At 55.0% G+C, this 16,979-nt stretch carries 14 protein-coding genes and 3 pseudogenes; 7 read left to right on the top strand and 10 right to left on the bottom strand.

The genetic code is table 11. From position 1 onward, the window contains the following. The first annotated feature begins 272 nt into the window (after positions 1–272). Positions 273–1,226 (top strand): ABC transporter substrate-binding protein, encoded by a 954-nt coding sequence (locus B9Y90_RS07790; RefSeq protein ID WP_085540936.1) that lies wholly within the window; start codon positions 273–275, stop codon positions 1,224–1,226. A gap of 1 nt (position 1,227) precedes the next feature. Here B9Y90_RS07790 and B9Y90_RS07795 read toward each other — a convergent pair whose 3' ends face one another. After that, complete coding sequence (locus B9Y90_RS07795) at positions 1,228–2,100, bottom strand: ribokinase (protein WP_085540858.1); 873 nt, start codon at positions 2,098–2,100, stop codon at positions 1,228–1,230. Positions 2,101–2,126: 26 nt separating this feature from the next. Here B9Y90_RS07795 and B9Y90_RS07800 point away from each other — a divergent pair. Beyond that, positions 2,127–2,513: pseudogene (locus B9Y90_RS07800) on the top strand (BtpA/SgcQ family protein); the annotation flags it as partial. A gap of 2 nt (positions 2,514–2,515) precedes the next feature. Continuing rightward, positions 2,516–2,629, top strand: a pseudogene (locus B9Y90_RS27260) (hypothetical protein); the annotation flags it as partial. 331 nt (positions 2,630–2,960) lie between these two features. On the opposite strand, the pseudogene B9Y90_RS07805 reads toward B9Y90_RS27260, so the two are convergent. Both B9Y90_RS07805 and B9Y90_RS07815 read right to left on the bottom strand, forming a co-directional pair. Further along, a pseudogene (locus tag B9Y90_RS07805) lies at positions 2,961–3,352 on the bottom strand (IS3 family transposase); the annotation flags it as partial. Positions 3,353–3,687: 335 nt separating this feature from the next. Next, positions 3,688–4,410, bottom strand: coding sequence for a CDP-diacylglycerol diphosphatase (locus tag B9Y90_RS07815; protein WP_085540937.1), 723 nt, complete (start codon positions 4,408–4,410; stop codon positions 3,688–3,690). 218 nt (positions 4,411–4,628) lie between these two features. Here B9Y90_RS07815 and B9Y90_RS07820 point away from each other — a divergent pair, with 218 nt between their 5' ends. Next, the gene (locus tag B9Y90_RS07820) at positions 4,629–5,357 is read left to right on the top strand and encodes an SDR family NAD(P)-dependent oxidoreductase (protein WP_085540859.1); all 729 of its coding nucleotides are present in this window, start codon (positions 4,629–4,631) and stop codon (positions 5,355–5,357) included. A 10-nt stretch (positions 5,358–5,367) separates the two neighbouring features. On the opposite strand, the gene leuC is transcribed toward B9Y90_RS07820, so the two are convergent. Further along, positions 5,368–6,792, bottom strand: coding sequence for a 3-isopropylmalate dehydratase large subunit (gene leuC / locus B9Y90_RS07825; RefSeq protein ID WP_085540860.1), 1,425 nt, complete (start codon positions 6,790–6,792; stop codon positions 5,368–5,370). Positions 6,793–7,093: 301 nt separating this feature from the next. On the opposite strand from leuC, the gene B9Y90_RS07830 reads away from it, so the two are divergent. Then, the gene (locus tag B9Y90_RS07830) at positions 7,094–8,419 is read left to right on the top strand and encodes a glycoside hydrolase family 10-like protein (RefSeq protein WP_441302650.1); all 1,326 of its coding nucleotides are present in this window, start codon (positions 7,094–7,096) and stop codon (positions 8,417–8,419) included. A 49-nt stretch (positions 8,420–8,468) separates the two neighbouring features. Here the strand turns inward: B9Y90_RS07830 and B9Y90_RS07835 are convergent, their stop codons facing one another. Genes B9Y90_RS07835 through B9Y90_RS07845 form a run of 3 tightly spaced genes read right to left on the bottom strand, consistent with a single transcriptional unit; the run spans position 8,469 to position 9,959 of the window. Then, the gene (locus tag B9Y90_RS07835) at positions 8,469–9,029 is read right to left on the bottom strand and encodes an RNA polymerase sigma factor (protein ID WP_039293664.1); all 561 of its coding nucleotides are present in this window, start codon (positions 9,027–9,029) and stop codon (positions 8,469–8,471) included. 5 nt (positions 9,030–9,034) lie between these two features. Continuing rightward, on the bottom strand, positions 9,035–9,481 hold the full coding sequence (locus tag B9Y90_RS07840) for a hypothetical protein (protein WP_176227854.1): 447 nt from the start codon (positions 9,479–9,481) through the stop codon (positions 9,035–9,037). Next, the gene (locus B9Y90_RS07845) at positions 9,468–9,959 is read right to left on the bottom strand and encodes an NAD(P)H-dependent oxidoreductase (RefSeq protein ID WP_254902679.1); all 492 of its coding nucleotides are present in this window, start codon (positions 9,957–9,959) and stop codon (positions 9,468–9,470) included. The genes B9Y90_RS07840 and B9Y90_RS07845 overlap by 14 nt, the downstream gene beginning before the upstream one ends. A gap of 88 nt (positions 9,960–10,047) precedes the next feature. Between B9Y90_RS07845 and B9Y90_RS07850 the strand changes: the two genes are divergently transcribed. Continuing rightward, the gene (locus B9Y90_RS07850; RefSeq protein WP_085540863.1) at positions 10,048–10,935 is read left to right on the top strand and encodes a LysR family transcriptional regulator; all 888 of its coding nucleotides are present in this window, start codon (positions 10,048–10,050) and stop codon (positions 10,933–10,935) included. 7 nt (positions 10,936–10,942) lie between these two features. Here the strand turns inward: B9Y90_RS07850 and B9Y90_RS07855 are convergent, their stop codons facing one another. Further along, positions 10,943–11,998, bottom strand: a complete 1,056-nt coding sequence (locus B9Y90_RS07855) for an NAD(P)H-dependent flavin oxidoreductase (protein ID WP_085540864.1) — start codon at positions 11,996–11,998, stop codon at positions 10,943–10,945. A gap of 91 nt (positions 11,999–12,089) precedes the next feature. On the opposite strand from B9Y90_RS07855, the gene B9Y90_RS07860 reads away from it, so the two are divergent. Next, positions 12,090–12,938, top strand: a complete 849-nt coding sequence (locus B9Y90_RS07860) for a LysR family transcriptional regulator (RefSeq protein ID WP_085540865.1) — start codon at positions 12,090–12,092, stop codon at positions 12,936–12,938. On the opposite strand, the gene B9Y90_RS07865 is transcribed toward B9Y90_RS07860, so the two are convergent. Continuing rightward, positions 12,921–14,096 carry a YbfB/YjiJ family MFS transporter gene (locus B9Y90_RS07865; RefSeq protein ID WP_139827363.1) on the bottom strand — a complete coding sequence of 392 codons (1,176 nt, stop codon included), beginning with the start codon at positions 14,094–14,096 and terminating at the stop codon, positions 12,921–12,923. The two genes, B9Y90_RS07860 and B9Y90_RS07865, sit on opposite strands and share 18 nt — an antisense overlap. Before the next feature lie 123 nt (positions 14,097–14,219). Continuing rightward, the gene (locus B9Y90_RS07870; protein ID WP_085540867.1) at positions 14,220–16,904 is read right to left on the bottom strand and encodes an ATP-binding protein; all 2,685 of its coding nucleotides are present in this window, start codon (positions 16,902–16,904) and stop codon (positions 14,220–14,222) included. Between the last annotated feature and the right edge of the window lie 75 nt (positions 16,905–16,979).

Below are 16,979 nucleotides of genomic sequence, written 5' to 3' on the forward strand. Positions count from 1 at the left end.
CGGAAATAAATTCTTGACAAAATTTAATCTGCGGAGAATTGTATAGGCAGTTTACCGCATTATCCGGGAAATCATTCCCAAACCCGTTTAAGTCATTCCAGTCGAGCACCGATACGGACCGGTTGCCGGAATGAAATTAAGCAGGTCTCCGCCGAACGTCGATGACTGTTCTGGCCATATCGTCGATATTTGCCCGCCAAAAAATAACCCTTCTGCGTTCACATACGGCGCGGAACACTGCTGGCTATAAACTATTCCAGAAGAGGATAATGATGATGTTATTTAACACCGGAAAACTGCGTTCTATTGCTGTAGCAACGACGATGCTGGCATCAATCGGTTTTATTTCTGCCGCCAGCGCCGCCGCTCCAACCTATGCTCTGGTACAAATTAACCAACAGGCTCTGTTCTTTAACCTGATGAATAAAGGTGCGCAGGATGCGGCCAAATCCAGTGGCAAGGATTTAGTGATTTTTAACTCTAATGATAATCCTGTGACGCAGAACTATGCGATAGAAAATTATATTCAACAAGGTGTTAAAGGCATTCTGGTAGATGCTATCGACGTTAACGGCATTATGCCTGCGATAAAAGAAGCTGCCGCCGCCAAAATTCCTGTCATTGCGATTGATGCCGTATTACCGGCCGGGCCGCAGGCGGCTCAGGTCGGCGTTGATAATATCGAGGGTGGTAAAATCATTGGTAAATACTTCGTGGACTATGTGCAGAAAGAAATGGGCGGCAAGGCACGGTTGGGTATTGTTGGTGCGCTGAATTCGGCGATTCAGAACCAGCGACAGAAAGGATTTGAAGAGACGCTGAAAAGCAATCCGAAAATCACCATCGCCGACGTTGTCGACGGCCAAAACGTGCAGGATAAAGCCATGATCGCGGCCGAAAACCTGATTACCGGTAACCCCGATCTGACGGTGATTTATGCCACTGGCGAACCCGCTTTGCTGGGCGCCATTGCCGCCGTGGAAAACCAGGGGCGCCAGAAGGATATTAAAGTCTTTGGCTGGGATCTGACCGCGAAGGCCATTTCAGGTATCGACGGTGGGTACGTCACCGCCGTTTTGCAGCAGGATCCGGAAAAGATGGGGGCTGAAGCTCTGAAGGCACTGAACACGATCACCTCGGGTAAAACCGTACCGAAAACCATTCTGGTTCCGGCCACGGTTGTCACCAAAGCGAACGTAGATACCTATCGTTCGCTGTTCAAGTAGATCAGTGTTCGTCGTTCACGGCTAACAGGGCGGTAAGTTCATGGCCGTCGGGAAACGCACTGAGCGTTCCACGGCGGCTGACGGTGATGGCAGCGGCTTTGCTGGCGTGAGTCAGCGCCAGCGCATCCGGCGTAACACCGCGCAGGATCGTCGATGCCAGCATAACCGCGAGGAAGGTGTCACCTGCACCGGTGGTATCCAGCGCCTCGGCAGGGAAGGCGGGGCAAAACTGGCGCTGGCCAGCCTGGATAAGCCAGGCGCCTGCTGCGCCCTGGGTCACCACTAAGCTTCTCACGGTATAGGGTTGCAGCTGCTCGGCCTCGGATTCATTGACCACCGCAATGTCGATCAGCGGCCAAAGATGGCAAAAGTCAGGGTTGACGGGGGAGGGATTGAATACCGTTGTCATACCGCGGGTTTTAGCGTACTGGAACAGTGCCCGCGTTTTATCCAGGGAGAAATTGCCTTGTTGGAGCAGAATATCGCCCGCAGTGGCTTCCGCCATATGCGGAATAATATCATCGAGGCTGAACGTATCAGCCGCAGCTGTGGTGGTAATAATGGCATTGTCGCCGTCAGCACTATTTAAAATAATCGAGGTGTCGCTATGTTGATTAAAATAGCCGTCGGGTAGTAGCGTCAGTGGTTCATTTTTTACCTGCTGACGAATCCACTCGCCATTGCTGTCATTTCCCGTGGCAGCAATTAAACGTGTGTCGATTCCGCAGCGGGATAATATAATCGCTTGATTCGCACCTTTGCCGCCGACATCCTGCGAAACTTTAACTCCGTGAATTGAAGCGCCTTTTTTTGGCATGTCCGAAATGGACCAAGTTTCATCTACGACAATATTACCGACAACGTAAACACGCATAGTGTTTCCTTAATAGGATGGATAAGATGGTTGCTATCTCAGCAGAAAAAACGAACGCAATACAAGCTATTTTTTCACGTAGCAAAGCTGTCATTGGCGTTATTCATTGCGACCCATTTCCTGGTTCACCAAAATATAGAGTAAAATCAGTTTCTGATATTGTTGAACGTGCGCTTCGTGATGCTGAAAATTATATTTCCGGAGGGGTTCATGGCCTTATTATCGAAAACCACGGGGATATTCCTTTTTCCAAACCTGAAGATATCGGGCATGAAACCTCCGCGCTGATGGCGGTGATTACCGAGAAAGTACGAGAGCGCTTTGCCGTGCCGCTGGGTATTAATGTCCTGGCTAACGCGGCGATCCCGGCTATGGCTGTCGCCCTGGCGGGCGGGGCAGATTTCGTCCGCGTACCATGGCGCTGAGTGAAAAAGAAAAGCAGGCGCTGTCGGCGCTTTATGGGGATGTCCTGCAGTGGGAAATTGATTTTCATCACTCAGCGTACGAGGAGTCGGCACGAAGCGAATAACAAACAGCGGGTGCCTGTAGCGGATCGTCTGACATGGTAGCGATCAAATACAGTTTTTAAATGAGTGACAGGAGTGGTCATCATATTGCTGAGCGGCGGCAGTATGATGACCCCGATGTTGGATAGAGCCGGCATCCAATCAGTATCTAACGGGACACCGAACGTAAGAAAAGGGAGGTAACTCAACATTCACAACATGCTGATATCTATAGCTGCGCGAAAGGACCATGAAGTGCAAATTCAATTTAACATAATATACATTATGCGCACCAATGTTGTAGTAGCTAAATTGAGATGTCCGTCTCGGGTATGCGGACGTTTTCCTGGACTGTTATGTGGTGATCCCCAGATGCTGCCGGTACTTCACCGGACTCATTGCACCTAATGATAGCTTGATACGTTTTTCGTTATACCAGCGTATATAGCTGTCCAGGAAGCAGATAAATTTTTCCTGCGTGATACCCGCCCAGTTTCTGCCATAGAACATTTCGTTTTTGACACGCCCGAAGAAGCCTTCACACGCAGCATTATCCGGCGAGCATCCTTTGCGCGACATGGACCTTACACCAGCGTCGCGTCCGGGCGGGTTCCTATCGACCAGCTCACAACCTGGCCATCAAAGCAGTCGATCACCGGCGACAGATAGACTTTTCCTGCCGGAAGCTGGAACTCCGTAATATCGGTCAGCCACTTCTCATTTGGCCTGCAGGAACTAAAATCCCGGGCGTGACGGTATCCCAAAGCGGCTGATCGATGCCTGCGCTGATACCCACTTTAATATGATTCGCGTCCTGTTTAGGACCACAGCCGGTAAGCAGCATAGTGCCAGCCAGTGAAGCAGCCAGCAGAGAAATTTTCACAGTATGTTTTATCGCCGAATGCATAAATAACGTCTTCCTTAAACCAATAAAAACAGCAAATTTGAAATTACCCACCGTTCAGGTGCGGCAGGAAGAGTTTTTCAAACTGCACTGATACTGGCAAATAAGAAAAAGACATAACCTATGTGTAAAAAAATCTGATGCTGCGTATCTCATCAACTTCAGCTGAAGTTCTCTTCAAAGAAGCGCTTCAGGTGACAATATCGCACACTCTTTATCCAGTAACGCTTCCACCGAGGCCCTATTATTGCGGTCCCAACCACGTTTAGTGGCTAACAAAATAAACCCTTTTTGAGCGCCGTAGGTGGTTGGAATGACAGCCACGCCCCACTCTGCCAGCTGTTCTGGTGATAAATGAAAATAGCTGGCGACGCTGTGAATGGGGTCAATGCCCATCACCGTCGGCTGCATTACCCGGCGAGCATACCAGGTGTAACGCAGGAGTTTATCGGGCAAGGGGCGCCATTCTTCCGTTATAAAGGGACGTTCTGCCAGCATCTGACGCCTGACGTCTTCCCGCAGGCAAGTCAGGTGAATATGCAGTTGGTTTTGGCTGCGGCCATAAGCCGAGTTAAGCGCCAGCCCAAGTTTATCGTCGGGTACCGGGGCACCATATTGCCAGGCTAAAAGGCGACGCATGAGCCAGGCATAGCCGAAATAATCCGTTCGCCCTTCGACTGCGAGTTCCGGGCTTTCGATGCCGGTTATTTTCGCCGTAGGAACCAGAATAAAATGGTAGGGGTAACGCGGGTTCTGGATAACGCTAAAGCCGTGGGCCTTCCCTTCAGGCATATAGATCTGCTGGCAGGGTGCCGGATTGCTCGTTTGCTGATAGTGAGTCATGCAAACCTTATCGACCACGCCCCACAGCGCATCGGAGCGGGCGCAGCCCACCAGCATGAAGAGCGCGGCAAGGATCATACCTCGTTTTAAGCTGGTAAAAACCAGGGGCGCAATTCCGTTTCTTTTCATTATTTCTTCATCCTTACCTGGCAGCAACGAAGGGCAACGTTTATCTGATAAAGCATAATCGGACACACGCCCCAGTGAATATGTTTTATTTTACAAAAACGTATACCGTCAGCAGGTACTTCATCTTTCATTCGAGGAGGTTATAAATGGCAAGGATTTTTATTACTGGCTCAGCCGATGGCCTTGGCTTAATGGCCGCCCAGCGTTTGGTCGCAGAGGGGCACAAGGTTGTGCTCCATGCCCGCAATAAAACCCGTGCCGCCCAGGCACTCAGGCAGATTCCTGACGCAGAAACTGTTTTTTCGGCCGATCTTTCAAGCATTGCCGAGACAAAACACCTGGCTGAGACGGTAAATGCAGCTGGCCGGTTTGATGCGATTATTCATAATGCCGCCGTCGGATATCAGGAGAGCAAACGCCTGATGACCATAGATGGGTTACCGCAAGTATTTGCCGTGAATACTCTTGCCCCTTACATTCTGACGGCGTTAATTCAACCCCCTAAACGTTTGGTCTATTTGAGTTCGTCGTTGCACTCGGAGGGTGATGTCACGCTACAGGATCTGGTGTGGGAGAAACGAGCCTGGAATAGCGAACAGGCTTATTCGGATTCAAAGCTGCACATCACGCTACTGACTTTCGCTATTGCCCGACTTTGGCCTGAGGTGATGGCCAACTGTGTCGATCCCGGTTGGGTACCGACAAAAATGGGGGGCGCGGAGGCGCCGGATGCGCTTGACCTTGGCCCGGCCACTCAGGTGTGGCTGGCGACCGATCCTTCGCTTTCTGCAGCACCAACCGGCGGTTATTTCTATCATCAAAAGCCGGGAGATATCTTGAAGGCCGCTTTAGAGCCTGTCCTCCAACACGGTTAAAGGGTTCCATTTATGCATCCCCTTGTTGTAAATAAGGACGGACATCCGTCAAATGGCCTGCCACTGCCGCCGCAGCGACCATGGCGGGACTCATTAAATGCGTTCTGGCCCCGGCACCCTGGCGGCCAGCGAAATTACGGTTGGTGCTGGAGGCGCAGCGGTCGCCCGGCTGCAGCACATCTTCATTCATTGCCAGGCACATTGAGCAGCCTGACTGCCGCCATTCAAACCCGGCGTCGATAAATATTTGGGCTAAACCTTCTTGTTCGGCGCGGGCGCGAACCTGCGTTGAGCCCGGCACGATAATACCTCTTACACCTGGCGCGATTTTCCTGTCTCGCAGCACCTGGGCAACCGCCCTGAGATCTTCAATGCGGCCGTTGGTGCAGGAGCCAATAAACGCATGGGTAATAGGAATCTGGCTCAGCGGCGTGCCGGGCTTAAGGCCCATATAACTCAGCGCATTTTCGATGTCACGGCGTTTGGCCGTATTAGACTCATTGGCAGGATCTGGCACCTGGTCAGTGATGCTGCCACCCTGATCCGGGCTGGTGCCCCAGGTTACGCGAGGCGTTAAGTTGGCGCAGTCGAGCACAACTTCTTTATCAAAGACCGCATCGGCATCGCTGCGGAGCGTGTGCCAGTATTTCAGCGCCAGCTCCCACATCTCGCCTTTCGGGACGCGTGGTGCCGGTTTGATATAGGCATAAACTTTTTCATCAGGTGCCATAAAAGCGCCGCGGGCCCCGGCTTCGACCGCCATATTACAAATGGTCATACGCCCTTCCACGCTAAGTGCATCAATGGCGCTGCCGCAGAATTCAATGGCAAAGCCGGTCGCGCCGTCGGCACCAATTTCGGCGATTAGCAGCATGACGATATCTTTTGCCGTCGCGGCAAACGGCAGCTCACCGTTCACCGTCACGCGCAGCGTTTTTAGCTTTTTATAGGCTAACGTCTGCGTCGCCAGCATATGTTCAATTTCAGAGGTGCCTATACCGAAACCAAACGCACCAAACGCGCCGTAAGTGGTGGTATGGCTATCCCCTGCGGCAATCACCATGCCCGGCAGCACGATCCCCTGTTCATGGGCAACGACGTGCTCAATGCCCTGGCGCGGGTCCATCACGTCGAACAACTCAAGGCCAAAATCACGGCTGTTGGACTCAAAGTAACGAACTTGCAGTTCGCCGCCCGGGTCGGTCATTTCTGGCGTGCGCTCTGGCCGCGTCGGGTTAACGTGGTCCACGTTGAGCAGGATGCTTTTGGGCTGCCAGACTTGGCGGTTGGCGTCACGCAGGCCGCTAAAAGCCTGCGGGCTGGTGTATTCGTTGAGGATGGAACGGTCGATATACAGCAGGACATTGCCCTGATCGTCCAGAGGGCGGATGACATGGGTATCGATGATTTTATCGTACAGCGTTTTAGGCTTCATGACGGGTCACCTTGCTTCTCTCACAGCATAAAATAACGGCGTGCTGGCACGCAGATAAAAAATGAACAATTTCTAAAGGGATAGTAGCAACCGGGTGATTAGGCTGTCAGTAAAGGCATGGTGCACAAGCGTAATAGGATGAAACACGAAATGTGTTCTTTTTATTGTTATGATAAATAAGGATTTTGATCGTAAGCAAGGTTAGCCGGCATCTGCTTTACTTAACGGCGTTAGAGATTGACTTGATGTCGAATAGTATGAAAATGCTTGTTGTTCACCGACTGGCAAAAATTTGGAGCATATCATCGCCACTTCACGCCGCTTCTACTCTGCCGCCAGGGTTAAAAAATCTGGTGCGATACTTGCCGCCGCGCTGTTTCTGGCGAGCTGTGCCTCTAAACCGCCGGTTTCTCTCGTTACGCCCTTGCCGGGCACTAAGCCGGATGTGAAGACCCCTTCACAGCACAACCAGCCGATGCGTGGCGTCTGGCTGGCAACGGTTTCCCGCCTTGACTGGCCGCCGGTTTCTTCCGTTAATGGCAGCAGCGCAGCCGTGCGTATTAGCCAGCAGCAAGCCTTAAAAGACAAACTGGATAAGCTGAAGTCATTAGGGATCAACACGGTGTTTTTCCAGGTGAAGCCCGACGCCACCGCGCTGTGGCCTTCGAAGATTTTGCCGTGGTCAGATATGCTGACGGGCAAAATTGGCGAAGATCCGGGCTACGACCCGCTGCAGTTTATGCTTGATGAGGCGCATAAACGCGGCATGAAGGTACACGCCTGGTTTAACCCCTATCGGGTTTCTACCAACATCACGCCGGGCACAGTTGCCGCCCTGAACCGCACGCTTTCTCTGCAGCCGGCCAGCGTTTTTGTGTTACATCGGGACTGGATTAGAACCTCCGGTGACCGCTTCGTGCTTGACCCCGGCATCCCGGAAGTGCGCGACTGGATAACCAGCATCGTCGCCGAAGTTGTCTCTCACTACGCCATCGACGGCGTGCAGTTTGATGATTACTTCTATACCGAATCACCGGGCTCTACCCTTAACGACAGCCAGACTTTCAGAACCTACGGCCAGGGCTACGCGTCCAAAGCCGACTGGCGGCGGCACAATACTGAGCAACTTATCGAGCAAGTCTCACGCACTATCAAACAGCTTAAGCCCGGCGTTGAGTTTGGCGTGAGTCCGGCAGGCGTCTGGCGCAATATCTCCCACGATCCGGCCGGGTCAGAAACGCGTGGGGCTGCCGCTTATGATGAGTCCTATGCCGACACGCGTCTCTGGGTGCAAAAAGGCCTGCTGGACTATATTGCCCCGCAGATTTACTGGCCTTTCTCCCGCAGTGCAGCCCGCTACGACGTGCTGGCCAAATGGTGGGCTAACGTAGTGAAGCCGACTAACACGCGCCTTTATATTGGGATTGCGCTGTATAAAGTCGGGGAGCCTTCGAAGAATGAGCCTGACTGGACGGTGAGCGGCGGCGTACCGGAGCTGAAAAAACAGATCGATTTAAACGAGGCCTTGCCGCAAATTAACGGCACTATTTTGTTCCGGGAAAATTATCTTAACCAACCCCAGACTCAGCAGGCGGTGAATTACATCAGGGAACGTTGGGGTCAATGATGGGCAAAAAAACCGGATCGCCCTTCCCTGGGCAGATCCGGGGGCTGTCTTACTGACCAGCCAGGTCGTCATACACATTGCGCAGCCGGGTGCGCAGATACAGAACGGCTTTGTGTTTGCGGGAGAGCAGCGCCTGCACGGTGTCGCCGCTCTCGCCAGCAAGGTCTTTTACGCTGTAGTCTTGCAGCTCGGTTTTGATAAACACCTCACGCTGAGGCGCAGGCAGTTCCGACAGGGCCGTCTCCAGCTCCTCCCACAGCAGCTGCTTCAGGTACTCGTCCTCCGGCGTTTGCGGCGTACCGAACAGCGTTTCGGCTAGCTCATCTTCCGGGTAATCGTCCTCTTCATCCCCGCCAAACCAGCTTGCTAAAGGCAGCTCGCGTTTTTTCCTCGCCCGGTCGGTCATTTCGTTCCGGGCGGCTCGGAACAGCCAGGCGGCGACGTTCTCCACCGGCTGTTCAACCTTCATTAGCTGATAGCTAACCTCTTGCAGGATATCGTCGGCATCTTCATGCCCGGCGGTTCTCCCCCGAATAAACGCTTTCAGTCGGGCACGGCAGCCGTTCAGCGCTACCATCAGCAGAGATTCCCCCACTATTCCGGCTTTCATCGTTGTCACTCAGCGTCCGGTTTTTTAGCGCTGTTTTCATCTGGCTGCACCGGCGGCTGAGGCTGAGGACGCGGATCCATTTTCTCATCCCAACGGGAATGCCAGCCGCAGCGGTCGCGGTGACCAAAGCCAAATTTTTCGCGGCGATGCTGCATAAACTCTTCGCGCTGCTCCGGCGTCATTTGCATCCAGCGTTCGTGCATCCGGCGGCGGGCTTTGCCAAACATGCCCGGGCGAAAGCCCAGGCCACCGAACAGAATGCGGCACAGTGCCAGCAGGCCTAAAGACTGCCAGAAGCCAATATCTTTCACCCCCAGCAGACCAGGCAGCACTGCGTTCCACAGCGTCATAACGATCAGGCCGAGTGCAACAAACAGCGCCACACAGAGCAAAATCGGTTTCCCCATGCGGTGGCCACAGAATCCACGGCGGCGGTGTTCATGTCGGTGCATATTTATCGGCAGTGTAGACCACAAACGGGGCATGCCAGGTAAGACCGCAGCGGTTTGCCGTGGCCCTGAGGGGCGCTAACAGAGATTCGATGGTAAAAAGATTACGGCCACTGGGCTGATAAGACTCTTCCACGTTACCGGCGGTGACCGCCACGAACAGCGGCGTTCCCTCCAGCTTTTGCCCTTCCTCCTCGTAATTCAGGTAGAACATCCGGGTCAGCACTGCATCCTGCCACTGGCGCATAATGGCCGGCATGGAATACCAGTGAATCGGGAACTGCAGCACAATGCGGTCGGCGGCAAGTAACCGGGCGGCTTCACGCTCGCCGTCGCGGTAAATATCGATCCCGTCAGGGTAAAGTGCCTGGATATCGACCAGCTCAACGTGTTCAAGTTTTGCGGCTTCTTGCCCCAGCGCGGCATTGGCGCTGGAACGGGACAGATCCGGGTGGAAAAGTAAAATCAGGGTTTTGTTCATGGGGCGTCTCCTTGTGTTGGTGAGACGATAATGGCGAGGCTCCAAAAATTACTCCAACAGATAATCAAGATAATCTATTATCGATGACATGAATTTAAGAACGCTGGATCTTAACCTGCTGGTGATGCTGGACGCCCTGCTCGACGAGGCGCACGTCACCCGTGCCGCAGACAGACTTTGCCTGTCGCAATCTGCTACGTCTGCAGCTCTTGCCCGCTGCCGCGATCTTTTTCACGATGAATTGCTGGAGCGTGGCAGAGGCACCATGCGGCTGACGCCCTTTGCTCAGTCTCTTCGTGCCCCTCTGAAATCCGTCCTCGGCGACATTGCTGAACTTATCGACCCGCCGGTGATCCCGCTGTATCAAATTAAGCAAAAACTGCGGATCACCATGGCGGATTTCCCGGCGCTGTTCGTGCTGGTGCCGCTGATGCAGAACCTTCAGCAGTCGGCCCCGGAGATTGACCTCATCGTCCAGGGTTGGACTGGCGCGGAAGAGGCCGAAATCGCATTACTTAACGGCACCACGGATATAGCGATCTCGGTCTTTCCTCAGCCTGCCGCAGGTATCCACAGCGAGCTGTTGATGGATGAGCACTATGTCGTGGCGATGCGCGAAGGCCATCCGGCCGCCGTCGGGTTCAGTCTTGAACGCTGGCTTGCCTCACCGCACATCATCACCTCCGGTAAAGGTGAAAGCGTTACCCCGGTGGATGCAGAGCTTTCAAGGTTGGGATTACGCCGCCGCGTTGGGCTGGTATTGCCGAATTTCCAGATGGTGCCGCAGCTACTGCTGGCGTCGGATATGTTGGCCCTGCTGCCTTCCCGGGTCATATCTTTTACTGAAGGACTGGTCGCCGTCCCCGCGCCCGTCACGTTACCGGGGTTCTCTCTCCACCTGGCCTGGCACAAACGCCGAAGCCAGGATGTCGCCCTGCAGCACGTCGCCGCTATTTTGATGGCACTGTTGAAGTAACACCGTTTTAAAGCCCGGCTTCGCGCACCAGCGTTTGCAGGAATTCAGCGGCGGGCATTTCGCGTATCAGGTTCACACCCTGCCCGGCCCAGTGTGCGCTATAGCCTTGAAGTCCCTGTTTTTTGGCGAGGTTTGCAAGGGCTTTACCAATATCGTAGGCCACCGGGTAAGCCGGGACGGCATGCTGGCCGGCGATTCGTCCATGGCGGCAGTAATCGTTCTCCAGGCTTCTCGCCGCTCTGCCAGAGATAGCATGAGTCATCTCCGTTCGATGTGAGCGACTTGATTTAAGCCGCTGCCGGTAGCCATCGTCGGCGGCGGACTCAGGGCAAAGCAGAAATGCGGTGCCCAGCTGTACCGCATCCGCCCCCACGCTTAGCATGGCGTGAATACCTGCCCCGTCCATAATCCCCCCGGCGGCAATAATCGGCAGATTCACCTGCTTTTTCAGAAGCTGCACCAGCGCAAAGGTGCTGAGCTGGGTATCGTGCGCTTTATCGTCGAACATCCCGCGATGCCCACCCGCTTCAAAGCCCTGCGCCACAATCACATCCACGCCGCATGCCTGAATCAGCGAAGCCTCTTCAGGCCTTGTGGCGGTGGCAAGCGTTACAATACCTTTGCTACGGAAGGCCTCAACAACGTCACGCTCAGGTACGCCAAAGTGGAAGCTTACTGCGGCCGGAGCGGTTTCCAGCAGCATCTCCAGCATTGCTTCCTGCCCGATAAAACTTTGGTAAATTTCGCTTAGCACTTCTGGCGGTGTGCCGCCAAACTCAGTAAAGATCGGGCGCAGACTGTCAATCCATGCACGTTCCAGCGCCTCATCCCGTTTGGCAGGCTGATGGCAAAACAGATTCACGCTAAACGAGCGCGAGGTTAAGGCCTGCGTTTTCAGGATCGCGGCCCTGGCCTGCCCGACGCTGCTTGCGCCCACGCCAAGCGAACCAAGGCCGCCGGCATTGCTGACCGCCGCCGCCAGTTCCGGGGTGGAGACGCCCGCCATAGGCGCCTGTATGATGGGTTGGTCAATCGCTAGCAGTTGGGTAAGACTACGAAACATGGCGCTACCTCAGGAAATGAGACATTGAGTGCTTAACATCTTATTTGGAGATGTTAAGATCAAGATCATTGTCATATTGAGAATGAAAAATATGAACCACACCACACTGCAGATGTTCAAAATTGTCGCTGAAGAACAAAGCGTGACGAAAGCCGCCCAAAGACTTGGCCGCGTGCAGTCGAACATCACCACTCGCATTCAGCAGTTGGAAGAAGATCTTGGCGTCGCTTTGTTCGTGCGTGACAGCAAGAAAATGATCCTGTCGCCAGAGGGCGAGAGTTTTCTCTCCTACACCAAAAAAATACTTAGCCTGGCGGAAGAAGCGCGGCAGGCGCTGCATCCGGGAAAACCCGCAGGTGCGCTGAATATGGGTTCAATGGAAGCTACCGCTGTCAGCCGCCTGATGCCGGTCTTCCAGCAGTTCCACCGCCGGTACCCTGATGTCGAACTGGCCTTAACCACCCAGCCCACGCAGCAACTTCTGGAGCAGGTTCGACACGCTTCGCTGGACTGCGCGCTGGTGAGCCTGTTGCCGGATGCCGGGGGACACATTCAGTGCCCGGAAGATCTGGAGTATCTGGACGTATTCACGGAACGCCTGGTGTTGCTCGTGCCTGAAACCACCAGCAGCACTAAGCCTCTTCTTGCCGCTTTTCCTCGAGGGTGTTCTTACCGGGCACGGGCGGAAGCTTTGCTCAACGCTCAAACCCTTGTGGAGGTGCAGGACGTTAGCTCTTATCACTCGATGATCGCTTCTGTTGCCGCCGGACGGTACAGCGGCGTGTTGCCGGAAGGCGTCGCGGCGACCCTGATTCTGCCGGAGGGGACACAGCAACAGTTTGTGGCCAACGCCCTCACCCAGCTAGTCTGGCGCAAGGGCTATCGTTCTACCGCTCTTGAAGCGATGAAGCAGATTCTGGCCTCAGCCAGCAACCTCTGAACGTCCCGTCAGCACCAGCCCACCGGCCAGCAGCAATGCGCCGGTGGCGGTGGCTAATGACCCGTTAAAACTGCCCGTTATACCGTAAAGCTCCCCGGCAACCAGCGGCCCAATAATCTGCCCGATGCCGTAAATAGCGGTCATCGCCGCGATCATATTAAATCGCACCAAATGCGCCAGCCTCCTGGCTTCCGGTAAGGCTATCGTCACCGTGCCGGTGAAGTTAAAGCCCACCAGCACCGCACTTAGCAGGCAAGAAAACAGTGAGTGGCTAAAGGCCGGAAGTACGACGCCCGCGGCCTGAACCAGGAGATTGGCAGCAAAGGCGCGGCGATAACCATATTTTGAGACGATTTGATGCCAGACAAAACAGGACGGTATCGCGGCCAGGCCAAAGATAGCCCACAGCTGCACCGGATCCAGCGTACTGAGTGACCCGGAAAGAAAAAGCGGTAAATAGGTGGCCGTAATGATATACCCGAACCCCGCCAGGCCGTAGATAACCAGGAGTTTCCACGCCGCTTTAGCTCCCCGTGCTTCCGGCTGAGCCTGACTGGATGCCTGCCTTTGGTAGTCGATCAGGTAATCCGGCGGGCTAAGCAGCAGTTTAAACACCAGCGCAAACAATAGCAGCGCAGTGAGCCCACACAGCAGCCAGATTTGCTGGCTGGTATAGCCATAAGCTTTACCCAGCGCGATAAATTCGGCAGATAAAAAGATCCCCAGTCCAACCCCGGCATAAAGCACCGGCGCGCCGGTATGGTGTTTCATGTGCTGCAGTAGCCACAGTGAAGCCGCAATCAGCGACACCGCGCTTAGTAGCCCGGCAAAACCCCGAACCGCCACCACCGCCCACGGCGATTTCGTCCATGCCAATAGAAGCAGGCAGCCAATGGTTAGCCCGACGGAGGCCATATTTAACCGCCGCGCGTCGGCGGGCTTAGCTTTCGCCAGCAGTAAGGCACCAATGAGATAACCTGCGTAGTTAGCCGATGCGGCGAGATTGCCCTGATGCAGCGACAGTAGCCCTTCTTGCAGCATCACCGGCAGAATGCCGGTATAGGAAAAACGCCCGTAGCCCATACCTATCGCCAACACCATCGCACCCGCAAGCGCCAGCAGCAGCGCACGAATTTCTGGTCTGAAATGCATTGTCATGACTCTCATTGATTTAATCTCAAAATGTGAATGTTATTTTTATTTAAATCTTATATTGAGATTAATGTCGGTGAAAGTAACAAGCAAGCGGCTTCTCTGCCGCCGGACATTTCGCGGGGAAGATTAGAGATTACGCAAATCGGTTTCTATTCGGTGTATCCAGCCTTTGGCCGTCTGGGTTTGTGCCAGCAGCAGCGCAGACTGCAGCGCCATGCTGAACTCCAGGCCATATTCTGGTTGCCCGCCATAGCGAATTTGTGCCTGAACCCGCATCAGCTCGGGCAGGTTCCACAGTGACTGGTTGACGCCAAGCGCGGACAGCCGCTCCACGATCAGCGTCTCGGCTATCTCTGGCTGGCCTTTTTGCGCCAGCGCGGCGGCGAAATCAGACAGGAAAAGCGAATAAGCAGCATCGAAACCATTGTCCCTCAGCCGGGCAAGCATGGCGAGGATCTGCTGGGGAAGCACCGTTTCAGGCTGCTGGCGTAGCCTGCCCCAGAAAGTAAAGGCCGCCGCATAAAGCCGCCAGAAGCCCAGGCCGTGTTCCAGGGCGATGGCCTCAATCTGCGCGGCTACCTGCAGCACGCCAGCGATATCTCCGGTTAAGGCTGCCAGCGTACAGGTGCCTTCTGCGAGGGCGGCACACAGTGAACAGGCGTGATCCAACGCCCGGGCTTCTTCTACCGCCAGCTGCGCCGCTCTTCTGGCTTTTGCCACATCGCCAGTCACCCACAGCGCCCGCACCAGGAAAGCCCAGCCCGCCACGCGCTGATCCAGCCCAAAGCGGAAAGGCGCTCTCTGGCTGTCATCGTCCACTGTTCGGTCCAGCAAAGCCTGAATTTCGCTGAGCGCGGCCTGCTGCTCGCCGGAAAAATGCAGCGCGGTGCCTACCAGACGACGGGCGGTTAATAGCGCGCCGTAATCACCGGTTTGGGTCGCCAGTTCAGCCATTTTTTTGCCGTTCTCTGCGGCCAGCTCGTAACGACCACTGCGCAGGTGATACAACCACAGCCCGTACTCGGCCTGCAACTGCATTTCCACGTCGCTTAGCGCGCTGGCAAGCTCCCCGGTTCGCCGCCAGGCCTGGCCATTTTCTTCAATGGGCCCCTGCGCCCAGCCCAGCGCCGAGCCTAACGCCGCCTGCATCAGCATCTCTTCGCGCGGCGTGGCCTGGCCATTGTGCGGGTCGTTAATCGCGGCGGTAATCCGCTGGCGGCACTCGCCGTGCAGCGAAAGCTGGATCCAAAACGGTGTGGCGTTAGCGAGAATACTTCGTCCCAGCGGGGCATTTTGGCCTATGCCAAAACACCAGTCTGCCGCCGCCCGGAGATCGTCAATTAAATAGCCATACTGACGGCGCCACTGCAGACTGGACTCTTCGGCCCAGGCTTCTCTGGCTCGTACCATACTGTCGGCTACGAGTTGCGCATGGCGAAGAAAGAGCCGGGCGCTATTTTCGGCCAGCGTCCGGCGAGCGTACGTGCGCACAATGTTGAGATAGCGATACCTGGCCGGACGCGTGCCGGCCTGCAAAACCAGCAGGGATTTCGCCACCATGCTGGCCACCACGTCGCTGATCTCTTCCTGGTTTAACAATCCTTTCGCGGCGGCAAGGTCAAATTCACCGGGAAATACCGCCAGGGCATGAAACACTCGCTGTTCTTCAGCCGTGAGCAATCGGTAGCTCCAGTCCAGCGCCTCGGTAAGCGTTCTGTGCCTGGACGCTGTAAGCCCCGGCGTCTCGGGCAATGTCTCGCGCCCGCTCAGATCGGCCAGCACGACATCCGGGCCCAGGCTTGCAACGCGAGCAGCAACAATTTCCAGCGCCAGCGGCACGGCATCGAGTAACCGGCAAAGCCCCAGGATCGGCTGGATATTCTCTTCGCTCAGGCGGAACGCATAATCCACCGCCTGAATGCGCTGTACCAGAAACTCAACCGAGCTAAAACTTTGCGCCTCGCTGGCGGCCAGTTGCGCTGGGGGCAAAGTCAGCGGCCCGACGCGGTACACCTGCTCCCCTTCAAGCCCTAGCGGAGACTGACTGGTCAGCAAAATGCTCAGTAATTCGTTTCTCTGCAGCAGATGTTCAATTTCCCGGGCGCAGGCGGCCGATAGGTGTTCACAGTTATCAATCACCAGTAGCGCGGGGCGAGGTTGTAACTGCCCCGCTCCGCGAATACCGGCCAGCGCGGCGCGTAAAACAGGTACCGGATCTGACCCGGCATTCAGGCTGGACAAATCAGCAAAGAAAACACCATCGGGATAAAGGCTGGCCGACTCGCGCGCCACTTCCAGCAACAGCCGGGTTTTACCGATGCCTGCCGGGCCAGCCAGCGTACAAATAGTATGCTCGATCAGCAGTTTTCTGATGTCACCCAGCTCTTTTTCGCGCCCTATCAGCGGTGAACGGGGGCGAGGTAAAACCGCTGAAGGAGCGGCTACTGGCAGCGATGACGTGGCCGCCTGCAGTTTATTCACCGTGGCGGTAAAGCAATAACCACGGCCAAACACGGTGGTGATCAGATTCCGGTCAGGGCCAAAAATTTTGCGTAAGGCGGAGATTTGCGCCTGCAGGTTATTCTCTTCGACGATCTCTTTCGGCCAGACGGTGGCCAGCAGCGTCTCTTTGGTCACCACCTGCCCGGCTTCGCTGACCAGCAGTCTGAGCACCGCCATCGCCCGCTCTCCTGGCTCCAGCCGGACGCCGTCCCTTAGCAGCAGCCCCAGGTCGGGAAACAGCTGATAGCGGCCAAAGACCACCATATCGTCATCTCTTTCTAAAGGGGCTTGAGTCTGGTCGGCAGGCATAAGAACGGTCGCTTTTCAGGTGATTTCAGAAGTCTGAAATTCTAGGGCAAAGATTGCAAGCGGACAATCGTTCAG

This window comes from Cedecea sp. NFIX57, from assembly GCF_900177785.1.
Classification (GTDB): Bacteria; Pseudomonadota; Gammaproteobacteria; order Enterobacterales; family Enterobacteriaceae; genus Cedecea; species Cedecea neteri_C.

Coding starts and splice junctions, on each gene's coding strand:
- B9Y90_RS07795 (WP_085540858.1), bottom strand. CDS start 2,100: ATGCGTGTTTACGTTGTCGGTAATATTGTCGTAGATGAAACTTGGTCC.
- B9Y90_RS07865 (WP_139827363.1), bottom strand. CDS start 14,096: ATGACAATGCATTTCAGACCAGAAATTCGTGCGCTGCTGCTGGCGCTT.
- B9Y90_RS07855 (WP_085540864.1), bottom strand. CDS start 11,998: ATGTTTCGTAGTCTTACCCAACTGCTAGCGATTGACCAACCCATCATA.
- B9Y90_RS07820 (WP_085540859.1), top strand. CDS start 4,629: ATGGCAAGGATTTTTATTACTGGCTCAGCCGATGGCCTTGGCTTAATG.
- B9Y90_RS07835 (WP_039293664.1), bottom strand. CDS start 9,029: ATGAAAGCCGGAATAGTGGGGGAATCTCTGCTGATGGTAGCGCTGAAC.
- leuC (WP_085540860.1), bottom strand. CDS start 6,792: ATGAAGCCTAAAACGCTGTACGATAAAATCATCGATACCCATGTCATC.
- B9Y90_RS07845 (WP_254902679.1), bottom strand. CDS start 9,959: ATGAACAAAACCCTGATTTTACTTTTCCACCCGGATCTGTCCCGTTCC.
- B9Y90_RS07840 (WP_176227854.1), bottom strand. CDS start 9,481: ATGCACCGACATGAACACCGCCGCCGTGGATTCTGTGGCCACCGCATG.
- B9Y90_RS07815 (WP_085540937.1), bottom strand. CDS start 4,410: ATGCTGGTGGGCTGCGCCCGCTCCGATGCGCTGTGGGGCGTGGTCGAT.
- B9Y90_RS07860 (WP_085540865.1), top strand. CDS start 12,090: ATGAACCACACCACACTGCAGATGTTCAAAATTGTCGCTGAAGAACAA.
- B9Y90_RS07870 (WP_085540867.1), bottom strand. CDS start 16,904: ATGCCTGCCGACCAGACTCAAGCCCCTTTAGAAAGAGATGACGATATG.
- B9Y90_RS07790 (WP_085540936.1), top strand. CDS start 273: ATGATGTTATTTAACACCGGAAAACTGCGTTCTATTGCTGTAGCAACG.
- B9Y90_RS07850 (WP_085540863.1), top strand. CDS start 10,048: ATGAATTTAAGAACGCTGGATCTTAACCTGCTGGTGATGCTGGACGCC.